The sequence below is a fragment of the Enterobacter genomosp. S genome, assembly GCF_001631805.1.
Classification (GTDB): domain Bacteria; phylum Pseudomonadota; class Gammaproteobacteria; order Enterobacterales; family Enterobacteriaceae; genus Enterobacter; species Enterobacter quasihormaechei.
The window spans coordinates 510,072-529,991 of sequence record NZ_LVVA01000012.1; the positions used below are offsets into that span (position 1 = coordinate 510,072).

16 protein-coding genes and 2 pseudogenes are annotated in these 19,920 nt (G+C 58.4%); 4 read left to right on the top strand and 14 right to left on the bottom strand.

What is annotated here, in order from left to right; all coding sequences use genetic code 11:
- Window positions 1-40: 40 nt before the first annotated feature.
- The 10 genes and pseudogenes from pdxK to A3466_RS10080 all read right to left on the bottom strand — a co-directional run bounded on the left by pdxK (window position 41) and on the right by A3466_RS10080 (window position 8,380).
- A pseudogene (gene pdxK, locus A3466_RS10035) lies at window positions 41-876 on the bottom strand (pyridoxine/pyridoxal/pyridoxamine kinase).
- Window positions 877-881: 5 nt separating this feature from the next.
- Window positions 882-1,793, bottom strand: coding sequence for a cysteine synthase CysM (gene cysM, locus A3466_RS10040; protein ID WP_063450457.1), 912 nt, complete (start codon window positions 1,791-1,793; stop codon window positions 882-884).
- 113 nt (window positions 1,794-1,906) lie between these two features.
- Window positions 1,907-3,001, bottom strand: a complete 1,095-nt coding sequence (cysA, locus tag A3466_RS10045; RefSeq protein ID WP_063450458.1) for a sulfate/thiosulfate ABC transporter ATP-binding protein CysA — start codon at window positions 2,999-3,001, stop codon at window positions 1,907-1,909.
- Entirely contained in the window at window positions 2,991-3,866 is an 876-nt protein-coding gene (gene cysW, locus A3466_RS10050; protein WP_063450459.1) for a sulfate/thiosulfate ABC transporter permease CysW, read from the bottom strand. The genes cysA and cysW overlap by 11 nt, the downstream gene beginning before the upstream one ends.
- On the bottom strand, window positions 3,866-4,699 hold the full coding sequence (gene cysT, locus A3466_RS10055; RefSeq protein WP_063450460.1) for a sulfate/thiosulfate ABC transporter permease CysT: 834 nt from the start codon (window positions 4,697-4,699) through the stop codon (window positions 3,866-3,868). Before cysT ends, cysW begins: the two co-directional genes overlap by 1 nt.
- On the bottom strand, window positions 4,699-5,712 hold the full coding sequence (locus A3466_RS10060; protein ID WP_063450461.1) for a sulfate ABC transporter substrate-binding protein: 1,014 nt from the start codon (window positions 5,710-5,712) through the stop codon (window positions 4,699-4,701). The genes cysT and A3466_RS10060 overlap by 1 nt, the downstream gene beginning before the upstream one ends.
- A gap of 175 nt (window positions 5,713-5,887) precedes the next feature.
- On the bottom strand, window positions 5,888-6,787 hold the full coding sequence (locus A3466_RS10065; RefSeq protein ID WP_063450462.1) for a Dyp-type peroxidase: 900 nt from the start codon (window positions 6,785-6,787) through the stop codon (window positions 5,888-5,890).
- A gap of 92 nt (window positions 6,788-6,879) precedes the next feature.
- A complete protein-coding gene (locus A3466_RS10070; RefSeq protein WP_063450463.1) occupies window positions 6,880-7,455 on the bottom strand; it encodes an RpoE-regulated lipoprotein in 576 nt (191 codons plus the stop codon).
- Window positions 7,456-7,518: 63 nt separating this feature from the next.
- Complete coding sequence (locus A3466_RS10075; protein ID WP_063450464.1) at window positions 7,519-7,968, bottom strand: DUF2919 domain-containing protein; 450 nt, start codon at window positions 7,966-7,968, stop codon at window positions 7,519-7,521.
- On the bottom strand, window positions 7,955-8,380 hold the full coding sequence (locus A3466_RS10080; protein ID WP_003861292.1) for a GNAT family acetyltransferase: 426 nt from the start codon (window positions 8,378-8,380) through the stop codon (window positions 7,955-7,957). Before A3466_RS10080 ends, A3466_RS10075 begins: the two co-directional genes overlap by 14 nt.
- Window positions 8,381-8,592: 212 nt before the next feature.
- Here A3466_RS10080 and amiA point away from each other — a divergent pair, with 212 nt between their 5' ends.
- Together amiA and hemF are read left to right on the top strand one after the other, a co-directional pair.
- Window positions 8,593-9,468 carry an N-acetylmuramoyl-L-alanine amidase AmiA gene (gene amiA, locus A3466_RS10085; protein ID WP_063450465.1) on the top strand — a complete coding sequence of 292 codons (876 nt, stop codon included), beginning with the start codon at window positions 8,593-8,595 and terminating at the stop codon, window positions 9,466-9,468.
- Window positions 9,468-10,367 carry an oxygen-dependent coproporphyrinogen oxidase gene (hemF, locus tag A3466_RS10090; protein WP_063450466.1) on the top strand — a complete coding sequence of 300 codons (900 nt, stop codon included), beginning with the start codon at window positions 9,468-9,470 and terminating at the stop codon, window positions 10,365-10,367. Before amiA ends, hemF begins: the two co-directional genes overlap by 1 nt.
- 64 nt (window positions 10,368-10,431) lie before the next feature.
- On the opposite strand, the gene maeB is transcribed toward hemF, so the two are convergent.
- Entirely contained in the window at window positions 10,432-12,711 is a 2,280-nt protein-coding gene (maeB, locus tag A3466_RS10095; RefSeq protein ID WP_063450467.1) for an NADP-dependent oxaloacetate-decarboxylating malate dehydrogenase, read from the bottom strand.
- Window positions 12,712-12,997: 286 nt separating this feature from the next.
- Here maeB and tal point away from each other — a divergent pair, with 286 nt between their 5' ends.
- Together tal and tkt are read left to right on the top strand one after the other, a co-directional pair.
- Window positions 12,998-13,948: a transaldolase gene (gene tal, locus A3466_RS10100; protein ID WP_063450468.1), complete on the top strand. Its 951-nt coding sequence runs from the start codon at window positions 12,998-13,000 to the stop codon at window positions 13,946-13,948.
- A gap of 19 nt (window positions 13,949-13,967) precedes the next feature.
- Window positions 13,968-15,956, top strand: coding sequence for a transketolase (gene tkt / locus A3466_RS10105; protein ID WP_063450469.1), 1,989 nt, complete (start codon window positions 13,968-13,970; stop codon window positions 15,954-15,956).
- A gap of 93 nt (window positions 15,957-16,049) precedes the next feature.
- On the opposite strand, the gene A3466_RS10110 is transcribed toward tkt, so the two are convergent.
- The 3 genes and pseudogenes from A3466_RS10110 to aegA form a co-directional block, all read right to left on the bottom strand.
- Complete coding sequence (locus tag A3466_RS10110; RefSeq protein ID WP_063450470.1) at window positions 16,050-17,093, bottom strand: DUF1176 domain-containing protein; 1,044 nt, start codon at window positions 17,091-17,093, stop codon at window positions 16,050-16,052.
- A gap of 110 nt (window positions 17,094-17,203) precedes the next feature.
- Window positions 17,204-17,794, bottom strand: coding sequence for a GDP-mannose pyrophosphatase NudK (nudK, locus tag A3466_RS10115; RefSeq protein WP_063450471.1), 591 nt, complete (start codon window positions 17,792-17,794; stop codon window positions 17,204-17,206).
- Window positions 17,795-17,861: 67 nt separating this feature from the next.
- A pseudogene (aegA, locus tag A3466_RS10120) lies at window positions 17,862-19,839 on the bottom strand (formate-dependent uric acid utilization protein AegA).
- Window positions 19,840-19,920: the final 81 nt, after the last annotated feature.

The following is a 19,920-nucleotide window of genomic DNA, read 5'->3' on the forward strand; positions in this document are numbered from 1 at the left end:
TGCCGCACGGTAAAATGGCGCCTTCGGGCGCCATTTTTGTTTATGCAGGCAGAATAAGCTCATCGTAGCCTTTCGACTGCGTGTAGATCATCACGTCAGTCACTCTGTCACCCGCCATGCGAATGGCGTCAGCCACGGTTTTCCCACCGACGATACCGCTCACCAGCTCCGAACAGAACAGATCCCCCGTCCCTTTCAGGTCCGTCTCTACGCGCGGGTGCCGCTTACGGTAACGCCCTCTTCGCTGACCAGCACCACGTGGATATTCTGCGGATCGTCAGCCACTGGCGCGCTGGTAATGGCCACCCACTTCAGCGTTTCGGAAAGCAGCCCCTGCGCGGCGGCAATGGCGCTTTCCGGCGTACGGCACGATTTACCGCTCAACACTTCCAGCTCAAACACGTTGGGCGTAATGCCCTGGGCCAGCGGCAGCAGATGCTCACGGTAGGCTTCAGGAATTTCAGGCTTCACGTACATCCCGCTGTCGACATCCCCGATTACCGGGTCAACCAGCACCAGCAGATCGGGATGCTGGACCTTTATCGCCTTTAGCCACTGCGCCAACAGCACAATCTGGCTGGCGCTGCCCATATAGCCGGTCGTGACCGCTTTCAGCTCACGCAGGATCTCCCGCTCTTCCAGCGCCTTAAGGTAGCCGCTGAACCACTCATCCGGGATCACGCCGCCGTAGAAGGTGTCGTAATGCGGCGTATTGCTGAACAGCACCGTTGGCACGGCGGTAACGTTCAGCCGGTGGGTGCGAATATTCGGCACCGCGATGCTGTTGCCTACGCTGCCGTACACCACCTGCGACTGTACGGCGACAATATCGGTTTGCTGCGCCCGGGTATTATCCCGGAATAAAATCATCTCCATGACGCTTAGATCCCCGCCCCCTGCGAATAACTCTCTTCACCAAAGACGCCGGTAGACAGATAACGATCGCCGCGATCGCAAATAATCGCAACCACCACCGCTCCCGGCGTGGACTCGGCCACCCGGATCGCACCCGCTACGGCACCGCCAGAGCTGACGCCGCAGAAGATGCCTTCACGCACGGCCAGCTCACGCATGGTATTTTCCGCCTCGCGCTGATGAATATCCAGCACCTGGTCCACAAGCTGCGCATTAAAGATGCCCGGCATATACTCTGCGGGCCAGCGGCGAATGCCCGGTATACTGCTTCCCTCTTCCGGTTGCAGGCCGACAATCGTCACCGGGCTTGCCTGCTCGCGCAGAAAGCGTGACACACCGGTGATTGTGCCAGTGGTTCCCATGCTGGAGACAAAGTGGGTGATACGCCCGTTGGTTTGTTGCCAGATTTCCGGGCCGGTGGTGGTGTAGTGCGCGTACGGGTTGTCCGGATTGTTGAACTGGTCGAGCAGTTTGCCTTCGCCGCGCTCGGCCAGCGCCAGCGCCAGGTCGCGCGCCCCTTCCATCCCCTGCTCTTTGCTCACCAGAATCAGCTCGGCCCCGTAGGCGCGCATGGCGGCACGGCGCTCCTGGCTCATGTTATCCGGCATCAGCAGCTTCATGCGATAGCCCTTCAGCGCAGCAATCATCGCCAGTGCGATACCGGTATTACCGCTGGTGGCTTCAATTAACACGTCGCCGGGCTTTATCTCGCCACGCTTTTCGGCCTGGACAATCATCGACAACGCCGCCCGGTCTTTTACCGACCCTGCCGGGTTATTGCCTTCGAGTTTGACCCAGATTTCGCTGCCGTTGTCTGGCCCCATGCGCTGAAGTTTGACCAGAGGGGTGTTGCCGATGGTGTTTTCTAATGTATTCATGATCGCTGTCCAATAAAAAGCCCGGTGGCGCGCAGCGATCCGGGCCTACAGACGTCATATTGTAGGCCGGGTAAGCGCAGCGCCACCCGGCAAAACTACGTAATCCTAACCTATCAGGCTGACTCCGCCAGAGCAATATCCTCGCGCGTCTCGATGCGCTCGTTGCCGTGATAAATGCGCGCGTGTTGCAGCCCCACAAACAGGCGTTCCCCGCGGTGTGGCGGCTCGTCGTCACGCATAACCACGGTCAGCGGCTCGGTATACCAGCCCAGCGGCTGGACGACCAACTGGGTGTAGTGACCTTTAGGACTCGCTTCCAGCACCTGCACCGGGAGCGGTGAATCCAGGCTGGTACGGCGGCTGACGTCCACTTCCCACGGACGCAGGAACAGATCGACCGGTCCCTGATGCGCAGAGGTGTAGCCCAGCGGCCAGCGGTGCGCCCCAACGTGGAACTGACCGCCGCGAATGGTGCCCTGAAGACGGTTCACCTCGCCCATAAATTCCAGCACGAAGCGGGTCGCCGGTTCACGCCAGAGCTGCTCTGGCTCGTCAACCTGCTCAATGTTGCCCTGACTCATCACCACCACGCGGTCGGCCACTTCCATCGCCTCTTCCTGATCGTGGGTCACGAAAACGCTGGTGAACTGGAGTTCTTCATGCAACTGACGCAGCCAGCGGCGCAACTCTTTTCGCACCTGCGCATCCAGCGCGCCGAACGGTTCATCCAGCAGCAAGATTTGCGGCTCAACGGCCAACGCGCGCGCCAGCGCCACGCGCTGCTTCTGCCCGCCGGAAAGCTGGGCCGGGAAACGGTCCGCCAGATGCGCCAGCTGCACCATCTCCAGCAGTTTGGTTACTTTCGCCTTAATGGTTGATGCATCCGGGCGTTCACGACGCGGCAGCACCGTCAGGCCAAAGGCGATATTGTCGAAAACGGTCATGTGGCGGAACAGCGCGTAATGCTGGAAGACAAAGCCGACTTTACGATCGCGGGCATGCAGGCGGCTAACGTCCGTACCGTGGAAGCGGATATGTCCGCTGGTCTGATGTTCAAGCCCGGCGATAATACGCAGCAGCGTGGTTTTACCGGAGCCAGACGGCCCCAGCAGCGCCACCATTTGTCCGGAAGGGATATCCAGCGAGATATCATTCAGCACCTGGGTGCGACCAAAAGACTTCTTAATATTGGCAATCTCAATGCTCATGATTTCCCTCCTGATGCTGACGTTTTTCCTGATTCTCTAAACGCCACTGCACCACACTCTTCAAAAACAGGGTCAAAATCGCCATCAGCGTCAGCAACGCTGCGGCAGTAAAGGAACCGACGGTGTTATAGTCCTGTTCCAGTAATTCAATCTGTAGCGGCAGCGACAGGGTTTCGCCGCGAATCGAGCCGGATACCACCGACACCGCGCCAAACTCACCAATCGCACGGGCGTTGGTCAGCACCACGCCGTAAAGCAGCGCCCAGCGGATATTCGGCAGCGTCACGCGGCGGAACATCTGCCAGCCGGAGGCGCCCAGCAGCACGGCCGCTTCATCCTCATGGCTGCCCTGGCTTAACATCACCGGCACCAGCTCGCGCACCACGAACGGACAGGTCACAAAGACCGTCACCAGCACCATGCCCGGCCAGGCGAACATAATTTGCAGGTCGTGTTGATCCAGCCAGCCGCCCAGCGGGCCGTTAGAGCCGTAAAACAGCAGATAGACCAGACCGGCCACCACCGGCGACACCGCAAACGGGATGTCCAGCAGGGTCAGCAGCAGTTGACGCCCCGGAAAGTTAAAGCGGGTCACCAGCCAGGCCAGCAATACGCCAAACACCAGATTCACCGGAACGGTGATCAGGGCAATCATCACCGTCAGCCAGATGGCGTTGAGCATGTCCGGATCGGCCAGGTTTTGCAGCGCGGGCATAATCCCTTTGCTGAAGGCCTGAACGAAGATGTACACCATCGGCACAACGAGAATGAAGGCGGAGATCAACACGCCCGTACCAATCAGAAACCATTTGCCCCAGTTGATGCGGGGCGCGTCATAGCGCTTCAATTGCGTAACTTCCGCCATCAGTGACCTACCACACGTCGACCAAAGCGACTTTGCAGAGTGTTAATCGAGAACAGCAGCAGCAGCGACGCGGCAAGGATCACCGAGGCAATCGCGCTCGCGGCCGGATAATCAAACTCCTGCAAACGGACAAAAATCATCAGCGAGGTCACTTCGGTTTTCCACGCGATGTTCCCGGCGATAAAAATGACCGCGCCAAATTCACCGAGGCTGCGGGTAAACGAGAGCGCAACCCCCGCCAGCAGGGCCGGAGAAAGTTCCGGCAACACTACCTTGCGGAAACTCTGCCAGCGCGTGGCCCCCAGCGTTTCTGCGGCCTCTTCGTATTCGGGTCCTAGCTCTTCCAGCACCGGCTGCACGGTACGCACTACAAATGGGATGCTGGTAAAGGCCATCGCCACCGCGATACCGAGCCAGGTATAGGTCACTTTGATATCAAACTTCGCCAGCCATTCGCCGTAGAAGCCGTTTACGGAGAACAGCGACGCCAGCGTCAAGCCGGCCACCGCCGTCGGCAGCGCAAACGGCAGATCCATCAGCGCGTCGAGCAGCGTACGGCCCGGGAAGCGATAGCGGGTTAAGATCCACGCCATCAGCAGGCCAAACACGCCGTTGAAAATCGAGGCCACAAACGCCGACAGCAGCGTGACCTTGTAGGCCGCCACCACCTGCGGGTTGGTGACCACCTCCCAGTACTGGGACCAGCTCATCTCAGAGAGCTGCATCACCAGCGCGCTGAGCGGCAACAGCAAAATCAGACAGACGAACAGCAGGCTGGTCCCGAGGCTTAAGGTAAAGCCCGGCAGCACGCGTCTGGAGGAGACTGCAAACATTACTTACGCCCCGCCGCCAGCAGTTTGTCTAACTCACCGCCGCTGGCAAAATGGGTTTTCATCACCTCAGGCCAGGCGCCGAAATGGTCTTCCACGCGAAACAGCGCGGTCTGCGGGAATTTATCCTTCAGCTTGTTCATCACGTCCGGATTGTTGACGCGGTAGTAATAGTCAGTGATCACCGTCTGCGCCTGCGGGCTGTAAAGATAGTTGAGATAGGCTTTTGCCGCCTTTTCGGTGCCGTTAGCCTTAACGTTTTTATCCACCCACGCCACCGGGAACTCGGCCAGAATGTTAGTTTTCGGGATAATGACCTCAAACCCCTGCGCTTCATACTGCTTGCGGATGTTGTTCACTTCGGATTCGAAGCTGATCAGCACGTCGCCCAGCCCGCGCTCGGCGAAGGTGGTGGTTGCGCCACGGCCGCCGGTATCAAACACCTCGACGTTTTTCAGGAACTGGGTCATAAACTGTTCGGTTTTCGCTTTATCGTTACCGTCAGCTTTGTCCGCCGCGCCCCACGCTGCCAGGTAGGTATAACGCGCGTTGCCGGAGGTTTTCGGGTTCGGGAAGATCAGCTTTACGTCAGAACGCACCAGGTCGTTCCAGTCGTGAATGTTTTTTGGGTTGCCCTTGCGCACCAGGAAGCCCATGGTGGAGTAGAACGGTGAGCTGTTGTTCGGCAGGCGGCTTTGCCAGTCCGCCGGGATCAGCTTGCCTCTGTCGTGCAGGATCTGCACGTCCGTCACCTGGTTATAGGTCACCACATCCGCCTTCAGCCCCTGCAAAATGGCCAGCGCCTGCTTGGACGAGCCGGCGTGAGACTGTTTGATGGTCAGCTTGTCGCCGTTGTTCTCTTTCGCCCACTGCTGTTCGAAGGCGGGATTAAGGGCGGCAAACAGCTCGCGCGAAACATCATAAGAACTGTTCAGTAACTCAGTTGCCTGCGCCTGCGCCACCAGCAGTAAGCCTGCCAGTGCCAGCGATCCTTTTTTCAGTACAGTAACGGCCATTGCGCGCCCTTATAAATGTGATGACTATCTTATAGTCATAATATTTATAACGGAGTCTAAAGGAGTAACGGTTTTATATACCGTTTGGTGATTTGGAAGCAGAAAAGGGAATAAGGGTGCGGGAGAAATTGCCGGGTGGCGCTAACGCTTACCCGGCCTGCATGTGGAGTGCGTTTTACAGCGCCAGCAGGCGCTCAACGGATGGCGCAAAGTAGTAACCGCCGGTGACCGGGCGGGTGAAGCGCAGCATGGCGTCGCGCTTGCCGTCGGTATCGCCAAACATGCTCAGCAGCTGCTGTTCAATGTTGTAGAGGCGCGCGCAGTAGGCGCAGAAGTACAGGCCGTGCGTACCGCTCGCGGTACCGTACGGCAGGCTCTGGCGAACAATCTTCAGCCCCTTACCGTCTTCTTTAAGATCAACGCGGGTCAGGTGGGACGTCACCGGGCGCGCATCGCCATCAATCTCTTCATTGGCGTCTTTGGTGCGGCCAATCATCATCTCCTGGTCATGCACGCTCATGCGGTTAAGCTGCTTGAGGTTATGCTCCCAGCGCTGGACAAACACATAGCTGCCGCCCGCGTCCACGCCGTCCTTGATAACAGCCACGTCGCGACGCGTCTCTTCCCCGGCCGGGTTTTCGGTGCCGTCGACGAAGCCGCTTAAATCGCGCTCTTCCACCCAGCGGAAACCGTGGATTTCTTCCTGCACGTTAATGCTGTCACCAAAGGCTTCAATCGCTGCCTGAGCGACGGAGAAGTTCACGTCGTGACGCAGGGAGAGAATGTGGATCAGCACGTCGTACTGGGTGGCTGGCGCGAGACCTTTACCATAAGGAATGAAGTCCTTCAGCTCTTCCGCGCCTTCGCCGCCGCTCAGCTGACGCCAGACGGTGTTGCCAAAGGCCACTACCGCGCCCAGATGGGCTTCCGGGAATTTGGCCTGGAAGGTGGCCAGTTTATCAACGAAAATTTTGCTGGCCCCGCGCAGGGCATCCACGTCCCCGTTGACGTTGGCTTCAATCCAAATCGCCGCGCGGCAATGTTCTGGCAAAATGCCACTCTGAACCTGAGACATCGCTCCTCCTGAAAAAAAGATGCCACGACAGCGTGGCATTGATGGCGGCTATTATACCTGGATTTCAGCGAGGCGGTTTGCTCAGGCGCAAATTACTGCTTCCAGATAATTTTGCTCACTTTCCACTTTTTCAGGGTGTCGTCAGACGGCATTAACCCTTCCGGACCGTTCCAGGTGCCGCTGAAAACGTAGCTGATGTGCTGACTGCCTTCGGCCTTACACTCAACCGCGACGCTGTCGTCCGACGGCGCGCTGGTGCAGTGGCCAAACGCTTTCTGATAGAGTTCGCCAAACGGCGTTCCCACCTTCACGCCACCCGAGGTTGGAATAGCTTCATCCATCACCGCGATGCGGTTTACCGTGCCTTTATCGCCGTTAATGACCATCGCCACCTTGTCGTCTTTTAACGCTTCGAAATAGCGCACGATGTTGCCGTTCTCGGTTTTCATGCCGCTGCGCAGGCGATAATCACCGCCGATGGCATCCTGAATGGCGTCCTGATCCAGTGCCGTCGAGGCGGTGATGTTGCCCACGCCCTGCTCGGTCACTTCCGTTGAGGAGCCAAACCAGTTCCACGGATAGGCCGCAGACCAGTTGATGGAGGAGAGCGTGGAACAGCCGGTTAACGCCAGCGGAAGAGCGCATAAAAGTAAACGCAGCGATTTCATTGAGACGTCCTTACGTAGTAAATCAACGCTTGTTGGAGTGCGGTATCGGCAAAAAGTGCCGTGTTAATCTGACTCTTGCATAAAACAGGCGCGTAAACGGGGGTGGGTGAGTAGCCACAGCAGCGCGACAATATCCGCAACCACCAGCGCAATCCCGATACCGGAAAGCGGCTCGCCGTACAGCCAGAGCACGGGTTGCCAGACCAGGAGCACAACCTGCGCCAGGATCAGCAGCCAGCGAAGCGCACGCCACAGACGCGGGATTACATGCCGTCTACCGCTGCACAAAAAAGCCACCACCGCCGGTACGCCCGGCAGTAAGCCGAGCCAGAAGGCATCGTGGTCAGGATAAAAGAGATTCAGCAGCGTATCGCCCTGCCCGCGCGACGCACCGGCCATCACAAACAGTACCCAGGTACGGGCCTGGAGGAGCAAAACGCACCAGAATAAAAACGGCAGCCTGACGCGGCCCTGCGCGTCATAGTCAGCCGGGTGGATCTCAGTACTCTTCATCTTCGATCAGGCGCTTACCCAGCGTCAGCACGTCCGCGTGCTCGTAGCCCAGACGTTCATACATGCCCAGCACCACGTCGTTATCTTCCCGGACCATAATCTGGATTTTCGGGCAGCCACGGGCGATCAGCTTCTTTTCCAGACGGTTAAGCAGCGCATTGGCGATGCCGCGCGCGCGATATTCCGGGTGTACGCCCAGATAGTAGGCCGACCCGCGGTGGCCGTCATATCCGCCCATCACCGTCCCGACCACCTCGCCGTTGACCTCCGCGACCAGAAACAGACTGACGTCGTGATTCACCTTGCGTTCGATATCCATTTCCGGATCGTTCCACGGACGCAGCAGATCGCAGCGCTCCCAAAGGGTGATCACCTCTTCGAAATCTTCCTGGCGAAAAACGCGTATCTCCATGGTATTAACCGCCTTTTCGGGTTTAAAAACAGTGATTATGGCGTGAACGCCGCGTTTAGCCAATAACCAGCGAAAATCGTGTAAAAATTTGGCATAATGTCACTTTGTCACGTATTGAAATGAAAAGTAAAACAATTCTCAATAAGGACTGTCGTAACGGTAAACACGATACGATATAACACCAGGACCTCATTTTTTAGTATTCAGGCCGCATGAGCACATTCAAACCATTAAAAGCACTCACATCGCGTCGTCAGGTTCTCAAAGCGGGGCTGGCGGCCTTAACGTTAACGGGCATCGCAAAGCAGGCTCAGGCAAAAGAAGAGAGCACGCTCAAAACCAGTAACGGACACAGCAAGCCGAAAACCAAAAAAGCCGGCGCAAAGCGTCTGGTCATGCTCGATCCGGGCCACGGCGGGATCGACACCGGCGCCATTGGCCGAAACGGTTCGAAAGAAAAACACGTCGTGCTGGCAATTGCAAAAAATGTGCGCGCAATTTTACGCAGCCACGGTATTGACGCCCGCCTGACGCGCACGGGCGACACGTTTATTCCGCTGTACGACCGCGTGGAAATCGCCCACAAGCACGGCGCCGACCTGTTTATGTCCATTCACGCGGATGGTTTTACGAACCCTTCCGCCGCCGGCGCGTCTGTGTTTGCGCTCTCCAACCGCGGCGCCAGTAGCGCCATGGCGAAATACCTTTCCGACCGCGAAAACCGCGCGGATGAAGTGGCCGGGAAAAAAGCGACCGACAAAGATCATCTGTTGCAGCAGGTGCTGTTCGACCTTGTGCAGACGGACACCATCAAAAACAGCCTGACGCTCGGCTCGCATATCCTCAAGCGGATCAAGCCTGTGCACCGTCTGCACAGTAAAAGCACCGAGCAGGCCGCGTTTGTGGTGCTGAAGTCCCCGTCCATTCCGTCCGTGCTGGTTGAGACCTCGTTCATTACCAACCCGGAAGAAGAGCGCCTGCTCGGCACTAAGGCGTTTCGTCAGAAGATCGCAAACGCCATCGCCTCCGGGGTGATCAGTTATTTCAACTGGTTCGATAACCAAAAAGCGCACTCCAGGAAACGTTGATGAAACCCAATGCACAGCAGGTCAAAACCTTCCTGATGCAGTTGCAGGATGAAATTTGCCAGAAACTGACCGCCGCAGACGGCGGTGAATTTCAGGAAGACGCCTGGCAGCGCGACGCGGGCGGCGGCGGGCGCAGCCGCGTGCTGCGTAACGGCGGCATTTTTGAACAGGCCGGCGTCAACTTCTCCCATGTACATGGCGAGGCAATGCCGGCATCCGCTACGGCGCATCGGCCAGAGCTGGCGGGGCGAAGCTTCGAGGCGATGGGCGTCTCGCTGGTGGTGCATCCGCATAACCCGTTTGTGCCAACCAGTCACGCCAACGTGCGCTTTTTCATCGCGGAAAAACCGGGAGCCGATCCGGTCTGGTGGTTTGGCGGCGGTTTTGACATGACCCCTTATTACGGCTTTGAAGAGGACGCCGTGCACTGGCACACCACCGCGCGCGACCTCTGCCTGCCGTTTGGCGAAGACGTTTACCCGAAATACAAAAAGTGGTGCGATGACTACTTTTACCTGAAGCACCGCGACGAGCAGCGCGGCATCGGCGGGTTGTTCTTTGACGATCTGAATACCCCGGATTTTGATACCGCGTTCAGCTTTATGCGCGCGGTGGGCGAAGGCTTTACCAACGCCTATCTGCCGATTGTCGAACGCCGCAAAAATACCGATTACGGGGTGCGCGAACGAGAGTTCCAGCTTTACCGCCGCGGGCGCTACGTAGAGTTCAACCTGGTGTGGGATCGCGGGACGCTGTTTGGCCTGCAAACCGGTGGACGCACGGAGTCCATTCTGATGTCGATGCCGCCACTGGTGCGCTGGGAATACAGCTACGCGCCAAAAGAAGGCAGCCCGGAGGCTGCCTTGATTGAGTTCCTTAAAGTACGCGACTGGATTTAACTGCCGGATGGCGCTGCGCTTATCCGGCCTACTCAATCCGTAGGTCGGGTAAGCAAACGCGTCCTTACAGCGGCTGCGTCTGCGCCTCAACCACCGCCAGCGCCACCATGTTCACGATACGACGCACGGAGGCAATCGGCGTTAACACATGCACCGGTTTTGACACCCCCATCAGTACCGGCCCTACGGTCACCCCTTCAGAACTCGATACGCGCAGCAGGTTGTAGCTGATACGCGCCGCTTCCACATTCGGCATGATCAACACGTTCGCCGAGCCTTTCAGCGGGCTGTCCGGCATGCGCTCGTTACGAATGCTCTCCACCAGCGCGGCATCGCCGTGCATCTCGCCGTCAATCATCAGCTCCGGCGCGCGTTCGCGCACCAGCTCCAGCGTCTGGCGCATCTTGCACGCCGCAGCGGATTTGGATGATCCGAAGTTAGAGTGCGACAGCAGCGCCACTTTCGGTTCGATACCAAAGCGGCGCACGGTTTCCGCCGCCATCACGGTGATCTCCGCCAGTTCGTCCGGGGTTGGATCGTCGTTAACGTAGGTATCGGCGATAAAGGTGTTACCGCTCGGCAGCAGCAGCGCGTTCATTGCTCCGGCAGTATGGACGCCCTCGCGATAGCCGAAGATCTCCTGCACCACGCTGAAATGCTCGTGGTATTCACCGATGGTGCCGCAGATCAGCGCATCCGCCTCGCCGCGGTGAACCATGATCGCGCCGATCACCGTGGTATTGCTTATCACCGCCCGCTGCGCCTGCTCCTGGGTGATCCCGCGACGCTTCATGATCGAATAGTATTCGTTCCAGTACTCTTTGAAGCGCGGATCGGATTCGTTGTTAACGATCTCAAAGTCCACGCCCGGCTTAATTTGCAGGCCCAGCTTCTGAATACGCATCTCGATCACGCTCGGACGACCAATCAGGATCGGTTTCGCCAGCCCTAAGGTGATGAGCTCCTGCGTGGCATGCAGCACGCGCGCCTCTTCCCCTTCCGCCAGCACCACGCGCTTCGCGTCGGCGCGCGCCTGAGAGAAGATCGGCTTCATAAACAGGTTGGTTTTGTAGACGAACTCGGTGAGCTTATCGACGTAAGCATCGAAATCGTCAATGGGACGCGTCGCTACGCCGGAGTCCATCGCCGCTTTGGCCACCGCTGGCGCGATCTTCACGATCAGACGCGGGTCAAACGGTTTAGGAATGATGTAGTCCGGGCCGAAGCTCAGATCCTGATCGCCATAGGCGGAGGCGACCACTTCGCTCTGCTCGGCGTGCGCCAGCTCCGCGATGGCGTGAACGGCGGCAAGCTTCATCTCTTCGTTGATTGCCGTGGCGCCCACGTCCAGCGCGCCGCGGAAGATGAACGGGAAGCAGAGCACGTTGTTCACCTGGTTCGGGTAGTCCGAACGGCCGGTGCAGATGATGGCGTCTTCACGCACCGCCTTCGCCAACGGCGGCAGAATTTCCGGCTCAGGGTTTGCAAGCGCCAGGATCATTGGCGCGCGCGCCATCTTCTGCACCATCTCCTGGGTCAGCACTTTCGGGCCTGAACAGCCTAGGAAGATATCCGCGCCGTCAATCACATCCTCAAGCGTGCGCTTGCCGTCGTCTTCAACCGCGTAGGCCGCTTTGGTTTCCGCCATGTTCGGCTCGCGGTCTTTGTAAATCACGCCCTTGGAGTCGCAGACCACGATGTTGTGTTTCTGCATCCCCAGCGCCACCAGCAGGTTCATACAGGCGATAGCCGCGGCGCCCGCGCCGGAGACCACCATGCGCACGTCTGAGAGATTTTTCTCCACCACGCGCAGGCCGTTGAGAATGGCGGCGGTACTGATAATCGCCGTGCCGTGCTGGTCGTCATGGAACACGGGAATGTTCATACGCTCGCGCAGCTTCTGCTCGATATAGAAACATTCCGGCGCTTTGATGTCTTCCAGGTTGATGCCGCCGAAGGTCGGCTCCAGCGCCGCTACCACGTTGATAAATTTATCCGGATCCAGCTCGTCGACTTCGATATCAAACACGTCGATACCGGCGAATTTCTTAAACAGAACGCCCTTGCCTTCCATCACCGGCTTACCGGCCAGCGCGCCGATATTCCCTAACCCCAGCACCGCCGTACCGTTCGAGATCACCGCCACCAGGTTGCCGCGCGCGGTGTATTTGTAGGCTGCCAGCGGATCTTTTTCGATTTCCAGGCACGGGGCAGCCACGCCCGGCGAGTAGGCCAGCGCCAGATCGCGCTGGGTCGCCAGCGGTTTGGTAGGGGAAACCTGGATTTTACCCGGAACAGGAAACTCGTGAAAATCGAGAGCGCTTTGTTTTAACTGATCATCCATCTTGTTATTCCTTTCACGTTTCGGTCAAAAAGGGTGATGTCGACGGTCCTGTACACACCCTGGTGTGCCGCATAGTATCGCCGCAGGCAGGCTCCTAAACTTTGAAGGCTGCCAAACTCTCACCATTGCAGAATAAAAATTGTTATCAATTTATAACAGCCATGTTACCCGTCTCAGAGGGCAATGCCTCCCCCGTCTGCTATGCTTTTTTGTTAAGTCCATCATGATTTTCTCAGAAGTGTGAACTAACGCACTCGACTAACTCTTTTATTTCCAAGGAGTAATTATGAACCAGCTAGACGGCATCAAACAATTTACCACCGTGGTTGCAGACAGCGGCGACATCGAGTCGATTCGTCACTACCAGCCGGAAGACGCGACCACCAACCCCTCGCTGCTGCTCAAGGCGGCGGGGCTTGCGCACTTTAGTCATCTGATTGATGACGCCCTTGCCTATGGCAAACAGCGCGGGAAAACGCAGGAGCAGCAGGTCGCCGAAGCCAGCGACAAGCTGGCGGTCAATATCGGTGCGGAAATTCTTAAAAGCATTCCGGGACGCGTCTCCACCGAAGTGGACGCCCGGCTCTCGTTCGACCAGGAAAAGAGCATTAACAAGGCTCGCCGCCTGGTGGAGCTCTATCAGGAGCAGGGAATCGATAAGTCGCGCATTCTGATTAAGCTCGCGTCCACCTGGGAAGGTATCCGCGCGGCAGAAGTGCTGGAAAAAGAGGGGATCCACTGCAACCTGACGCTGCTGTTCTCTTTCGCCCAGGCGCGTGCCTGTGCCGAAGCGGGCGTGTTCCTGATCTCCCCGTTTGTCGGACGTATCTACGACTGGTATCAGGCAAAACAGCCGATGGATCCGTACGTGGTGGACGAAGATCCGGGCGTGAAATCGGTGCGTAATATCTACGACTATTACAAGCAGCACCGCTATGAAACCATCGTGATGGGGGCCAGCTTCCGCCGCACCGAGCAGATCCTCGCGCTCGCGGGCTGCGACCGCCTGACCATCTCCCCTGACCTGCTGAAAAAGCTTCAGGAGAACGAAGAGACGGTGATCCGCAAGCTGGTGCCAACCTCTACCGTGCTGCCAAAACCGAAAGCCATGACCGAAGCGGAATTCCGCTGGGAGCACAATCAGGATCCAATGGCCGTGGAAAAACTGGCGGACGGCATCCGTCAGTTCGCCGTCGACCAGCGCAAACTCGAAGATCTTCTTGCCGCCAAACTTTAACCTTGCCACGGAGTGAACTATGTCCCGTAAAGAGCTCGCCAACGCCATTCGCGCCCTCAGCATGGATGCCGTACAAAAAGCCAATTCCGGCCACCCTGGCGCCCCCATGGGTATGGCTGATATCGCTGAAGTGCTGTGGAACGACTTTCTGAAGCACAACCCAAATGACCCGACCTGGTATGACCGGGACCGTTTTATTCTCTCCAACGGTCACGCCTCGATGCTGCTTTACAGCCTGCTGCACCTTTCCGGCTACGACCTGCCGCTTGAGGAGTTAAAAAACTTCCGCCAGCTGCACTCCAAAACGCCGGGCCACCCGGAGATTGGCTACACGCCGGGCGTTGAAACAACCACCGGGCCGCTGGGTCAGGGGCTGGCGAACGCCGTCGGCCTGGCAATTGCCGAGCGTACGCTGGCCGCACAGTTCAACCAGCCCGACCACGAGATTGTCGATCACTACACTTACGTCTTTATGGGCGACGGCTGCCTGATGGAGGGGATCTCCCACGAGGTCTGTTCTCTGGCGGGCACGCTGGGGCTGGGCAAGCTGATTGGCTTCTACGATCACAACGGCATCTCCATTGACGGAGAAACCGAGGGCTGGTTTACCGACGACACGGCGAAGCGCTTCGAGGCCTATCACTGGCACGTGGTTCACGAGATCGACGGCCACGATCCGGAAGCGGTGAAAAAAGCGATTCAGGAAGCGCAGAGCGTCAAGGATAAACCGTCCCTGATTATTTGCCGCACCACCATCGGCTTCGGCTCGCCGAACAAGGCGGGCAAAGAAGAGGCGCACGGCGCGGCGCTGGGTGAAGAGGAAGTGGCGCTGACCCGTCAGAAACTCGGCTGGAAACACCCGGCCTTTGAGATCCCAAAAGAGATCTACAAAGCCTGGGATGCGCGCGAGGACGGTGAAAAAGCGCAGCACGCGTGGAACGAAAAATTTGCCGCCTACAAAAAAGCACACCCGGAGCTGGCCGCCGAGTTTACCCGCCGCATGAGCGGCGGCCTGCCGGAGGACTGGGAAGAAAAAACCCAGGCCCTGATTGAGAACCTGCAATCCAACCCGGCGAAAATCGCCACCCGTAAGGCGTCGCAGAATACCCTGAACGCCATTGGCCCGATCCTGCCCGAACTGCTGGGCGGCTCGGCGGACCTGGCGCCAAGCAACCTCACCATCTGGTCCGGCTCTAAATCCCTGAAGGAAGACATTGCCGGGAACTACATCCACTACGGCGTGCGCGAGTTCGGGATGACCGCCATTGCCAACGGCATCGCCCACCACGGCGGCTTCGTGCCGTACACCGCCACCTTCCTGATGTTTGTCGAATATGCCCGTAACGCGGCGCGTATGGCGGCACTGATGAAAGCACGGCAGATCATGGTGTATACCCACGACTCCATCGGGCTGGGTGAAGATGGTCCGACGCACCAGGCGGTAGAGCAGTTGGCAAGCCTGCGGTTAACGCCAAACTTCAGCATCTGGCGTCCGTGCGATCAGGTTGAAGCGGCAGTGGGCTGGAAGCTGGCCGTTGAGCGCCATAACGGCCCTACGGCGCTGATCCTGTCGCGCCAGAACCTGGCGCAGATTGAGCGCACGCCAGAGCAGGTGAAAAATATCGCCCGCGGTGGATACATTCTGAAAGACAGCGGCGGCAAGCCGGACGTGATCCTGATTGCCACCGGTTCCGAAGTGGAAATCACCGTGAAAGCGGCGGAGAAGCTGACCGCCGAAGGTCACGCGGTGCGCGTCGTTTCTCTGCCTTCAACGGATATCTTTGATGCGCAGGATGAAGCGTACCGGGAATCGGTGCTGCCTTCGAACGTTGCAGCGCGCGTGGCGGTAGAGGCGGGTATTGCCGACTACTGGTATAAGTACGTGGGGCTGAAAGGAGCGATTGTGGGCATGCGGGGTTACGGCGAGTCCGCTCCGGCCGATAAGCTGTTCCCGTACTTCGGCTTTACCGTTGAGAACGTGGTGGAGAAGGCGCTGAGCGTGCTGTAGTGCGATCTGCGTTGCCGGGTGGCGGCTGCGCCTGACCCGGCCTACAAATCGCCAAAACGTAGGCCGGGTAAGCGACAGCGCCACCCGGCAAAACTACCTCGTGATCCACAGCGTGGGCCAGGCATCTGGCCCATTCCAGTTATCACAGCTTGGCTCTTCCGCGTAGCGCACCAGGCGGAAACGCTGGCCGTTAAAACGCCAGCGGGTCTGGATCCCACAGTCGCCAATTCCGCGTCCCAGCGCCAGCGTCGTCAGCTCACGCGTTTTTTCATCGAAGCTGGCATTCATCAGCTCCATGTCGCTACTCTGGCTGGACGGGGTAAACGGCAGGCGCAATTTCACGCTTCTGGCCGCAAAGGGTTTTTTACGCGACACCAGCCACGCCAGATCGACGGTATTGTACGCCCCCGCCTCACAGCTGATGATCATCAGCGCTTTGTCATCGGTCAACGCGGTAACGCGCACTTCACGTCGGTTCGGATCGAGGGAGCACTGGCTGTGGTTCATGCGCCAGGTACCGTAATCCAGCAGATCGTTCAGTTCGCGATGAGTCAGCGGCGTTGGCGTCGGGTTCACCACGGCCACCTTTTTTAAGGCGGGCGCAGGCGGCACGCTCAGCGGTGGACTGTCCCCTTTTTTAATCCATGCCGTTTCGCTGCCGACCCGTTTTTGCTGGGCGTCGATAAACAGCAGCGCCGCTTTCAGACCGGCCAGGGAGATCGTCTGCTTCCCGCCGCGCAGGGTCAGCGCCTGTCCTTCCTGAATGGTTTTCAGAAACGTGGTGATGGTGCCTGTATCGTCTGTTTTAAGGTGCCAGGGGGTTAACTGCCAGTGCTTCGACGCGAACGTAAGCGGAACATTGTCGAGCAGCAGGCGCGGGGCGATGTCAGGCTCTTTCACCGGAGGCGTAGAAAGCCCGCCGAGATCGATGCGCAGGCTGGCATCCGTTTTGGCTCCCGCGCTGCGGCTCAGCGTCATGACCAGACCACGATGCTCGCCGGTGTTTCGCGCAACGCAGAAATTCTGGTTGTTGCAGGTAACCTGCCAGTCAGAAAAAGACTGCTGCGCAGGTGCGGCCCACGCCAGAGGCGCGGGAAGCACGCAAATGAAGAAGAGAAGGAAAACGCAGTAGCGCATGAATGGCATAGCCCCGGAAAACGAAAAGGTCAATCTGGGGCGTATCTTCGTGCCCTGGGCGGGCTGGCTCAATCGGATTTATCGGATAGATTTATCTAAAATGCACCTTATCACGCTCGCGGCGAAGCGCTCATCAGCCCGCTGGTTTGCAGATACTGCAACAGGATCACCGCTTTACCGTCGCGGATCTCGCCGCGTTTTACCATGTCGACAGCCTGAGTAAAAGGCATCTCCAGGACTTCAATGTCTTCGTCATCTACGCCGCCGCCCCGGTGCGTGCGCTGGGCATCGGTGTATTCCGCAATGAAGAAGTGGACCAGCTCGGTGACGCCGCCAGGGGACATGAAAAGCTCAAAGACTTTTTGCACCGCCCCCACTTCAAAACCCGTCTCCTCAATGGCCTCTTTGCGGATACACACTTCCGGCTCATCGTCATCAAGCAAGCCTGCGCAGGTTTCAATCAGACGTCCGTCCGCGTTGCCATTGACCCACGTGGCGATCCGAAACTGGCGAATCAGCACCACGCTCTGCTTTTCACGGTTATACAGCAGAATGGTTGCCCCGTTGCCCCGGTCGTAGACTTCGCGTTTGTGGCGAATAACGTCCCCGTTCTTGCGGGTCAGATCGTAAGTGATGTTACGCAGGACAAAGTAATTTTCAGAAAGGATTTTGTCTTTAATAACGCTAATGTTCAGGGACATACGGGCTCCACGGCAAAATGAGTCTGTTTATACTACGCCGTGAAGCCCGCTTTGTCGCCCGTCGGCGTTAATGCATGCCGCGCGGCGGCACGCCAAGCCAGTCCATGATCCCCTGCGCGGCATGGCGCCCTTCCGCCATCGCGGTGACCACCAGATCCGCACCGCGCACCGCATCGCCGCCGGCAAAAATCTGCGGATTCGAGGTCTGGTAGCGATAATGGCTCTCCACGGACGCCCTGATACGCCCCCGATCGTCGGTGTCGACGCCTTGTGCCTGTAGCCACGGCATGGCGTGCGGAGTAAACCCGAACGCCATGATGACCGCATCAGCAGGCATCACAAATTCGCTGCCCGCCACCGGGACAGGCCGCCGCCGCCCCTGCGCGTCCGGCTCGCCCAGCGCGGTACGCAGCATTCGAACGCCGTTGACCTTGCCGTCGGCATCCAGCGTAAGCTCAACCGGCTGAACGTTAAATTCAAACGCCGCGCCCTCTTCTTTCGCGTTTTTGACCTCTTTTTTTGAGCCCGGCATGTTGGCCTCGTCCCGCCGATAGGCGCAGATCACCTTCGCCGCGCCGTGTCGAAGCGCGGTACGCACGCAGTCCATCGCCGTATCGCCCCCGCCCAGCACCACCACGTTCAACCCCTGCGTGTCGATAAACGGCGCGTCAGCGACGGGCTCAAGACTCATTACGTTCCGCGTGTTCGCCACTAAAAACGGCAGCGCGTCATACACACCCGGCGCGTCCTCATGGGGAATACCGGCTTTCATGGAGCGGTAGGTGCCGACCCCGAGGAAAATGGCATCGTAGTCGTTTTGCAGCTGGGCCATCGACACGTCTTTCCCCACTTCGCAGTTCAGTTCGAAGCGGATACCCATCGCGCTGAATATCTCTCTGCGCCGCGCTAACAGGGATTTATCCAGCTTGAAGGCCGGAATACCGAAGGTGAGCAAGCCGCCGATTTCTGGATGACGATCGTAGACCGTGACCTCGACGCCGCTGCGCGCCAGTACGTCGGCGCAGGCCAGTCCTGCCGGACCGGCACCGATGATGGCGACGCGCTTACCGACCGGCATGACGTGGCTGACGTCCGGCATCCAGCCCGTCTCCAGCGCCCGATCCGAAATATACCGTTCGATATTGCCAATAGTCACCGCACCCGACGCATCCCGCAGGGTGCAGGCGCCTTCACATAATCGATCCTGCGGACAGACGCGCCCGGTAATTTCCGGTAAACAGTTAGTCTGATGAGAAAGCTCGGCCGCGCCGACGATGTCCCCCGCCCTGACCCGCTCAATCCACTGCGGAATGTGGTTATGCAGCGGGCAGGTCCACTCGCAAATGCTGTGCTCGCCGCATTTCAGGCACCGGGATGCCTCACGGTGCGCCTGTTCCGGGCGAAACGGCAGGGAGATCTCGTTAAAATGGCGGGCGCGCACGTCGGGGCTGAGCTTGTCCGGTTCACCGCGCGCCGGGGTATTTTGCCTCTGCTGCCGTTTGGTTTGCGGGTGTTCTGCCTGAACCGCTTCGCTGTGCCACGGCTGCGCGTCCAGCCTTGCACTGCGCTCGCGCCGTGACTTCGCCAGGTTCTCCAGCACCGCCGGGGTAGCCAGCCTGAGCACGTTTGCCGGGCAGTTTTCGACGCAGGCCGGACCCTGCGGCCTTTCCAGGCAGAGGTCGCATTTATGCGCCGAGGCCTTCACGCGGTCGTTTCTCCAGCCGGGTGACCAGCATGTCCATCGTGCCAAACGGACAGGCCACCACGCAGGCTTTACAGCCAATGCATTTTTGTTGATTCACCTGTACGCTGTCGCTGTATTGCGTGATGGTGCCGTTCGGGCAGCTTTGCGCACAGGGCGCGTTTTCGCAGTGGTGGCAGGTGACGGGGCTAGTGCGGGTAGCGGAGGTAAGGACCGTAATGCGGGGATGAAAATGGCGCTCGCTCAGTACGTGCTGTTCCCCGTTGTGCGCCATCACACAGGCGACTTCGCAGGCGCGACAACCGATACACTCCTGACCGTTGACCATAATAAAACGATTCATAACTATACCTGTTTTTGGTTCAATAACCTTATTCTTTATATTGTTATCGTATTTACCCACAGCGGCATGGCGACGCAATGT

Excerpts from the sequence above, each read along its gene's own strand:
- cysT (WP_063450460.1), bottom strand. The coding sequence starts at position 4,699 with ATGTTTGCAGTCTCCTCCAGACGCGTGCTGCCGGGCTTTACCTTAAGC.
- nudK (WP_063450471.1), bottom strand. The coding sequence starts at position 17,794 with ATGTCCCTGAACATTAGCGTTATTAAAGACAAAATCCTTTCTGAAAAT.
- A3466_RS10060 (WP_063450461.1), bottom strand. The coding sequence starts at position 5,712 with ATGGCCGTTACTGTACTGAAAAAAGGATCGCTGGCACTGGCAGGCTTA.
- A3466_RS10065 (WP_063450462.1), bottom strand. The coding sequence starts at position 6,787 with ATGTCTCAGGTTCAGAGTGGCATTTTGCCAGAACATTGCCGCGCGGCG.
- A3466_RS10110 (WP_063450470.1), bottom strand. The coding sequence starts at position 17,093 with ATGCGCTACTGCGTTTTCCTTCTCTTCTTCATTTGCGTGCTTCCCGCG.
- tal (WP_063450468.1), top strand. The coding sequence starts at position 12,998 with ATGAACCAGCTAGACGGCATCAAACAATTTACCACCGTGGTTGCAGAC.
- amiA (WP_063450465.1), top strand. The coding sequence starts at position 8,593 with ATGAGCACATTCAAACCATTAAAAGCACTCACATCGCGTCGTCAGGTT.
- maeB (WP_063450467.1), bottom strand. The coding sequence starts at position 12,711 with ATGGATGATCAGTTAAAACAAAGCGCTCTCGATTTTCACGAGTTTCCT.
- tkt (WP_063450469.1), top strand. The coding sequence starts at position 13,968 with ATGTCCCGTAAAGAGCTCGCCAACGCCATTCGCGCCCTCAGCATGGAT.
- cysM (WP_063450457.1), bottom strand. The coding sequence starts at position 1,793 with ATGAATACATTAGAAAACACCATCGGCAACACCCCTCTGGTCAAACTT.
- A3466_RS10070 (WP_063450463.1), bottom strand. The coding sequence starts at position 7,455 with ATGAAATCGCTGCGTTTACTTTTATGCGCTCTTCCGCTGGCGTTAACC.
- hemF (WP_063450466.1), top strand. The coding sequence starts at position 9,468 with ATGAAACCCAATGCACAGCAGGTCAAAACCTTCCTGATGCAGTTGCAG.
- A3466_RS10075 (WP_063450464.1), bottom strand. The coding sequence starts at position 7,968 with ATGAAGAGTACTGAGATCCACCCGGCTGACTATGACGCGCAGGGCCGC.
- cysW (WP_063450459.1), bottom strand. The coding sequence starts at position 3,866 with ATGGCGGAAGTTACGCAATTGAAGCGCTATGACGCGCCCCGCATCAAC.
- cysA (WP_063450458.1), bottom strand. The coding sequence starts at position 3,001 with ATGAGCATTGAGATTGCCAATATTAAGAAGTCTTTTGGTCGCACCCAG.
- A3466_RS10080 (WP_003861292.1), bottom strand. The coding sequence starts at position 8,380 with ATGGAGATACGCGTTTTTCGCCAGGAAGATTTCGAAGAGGTGATCACC.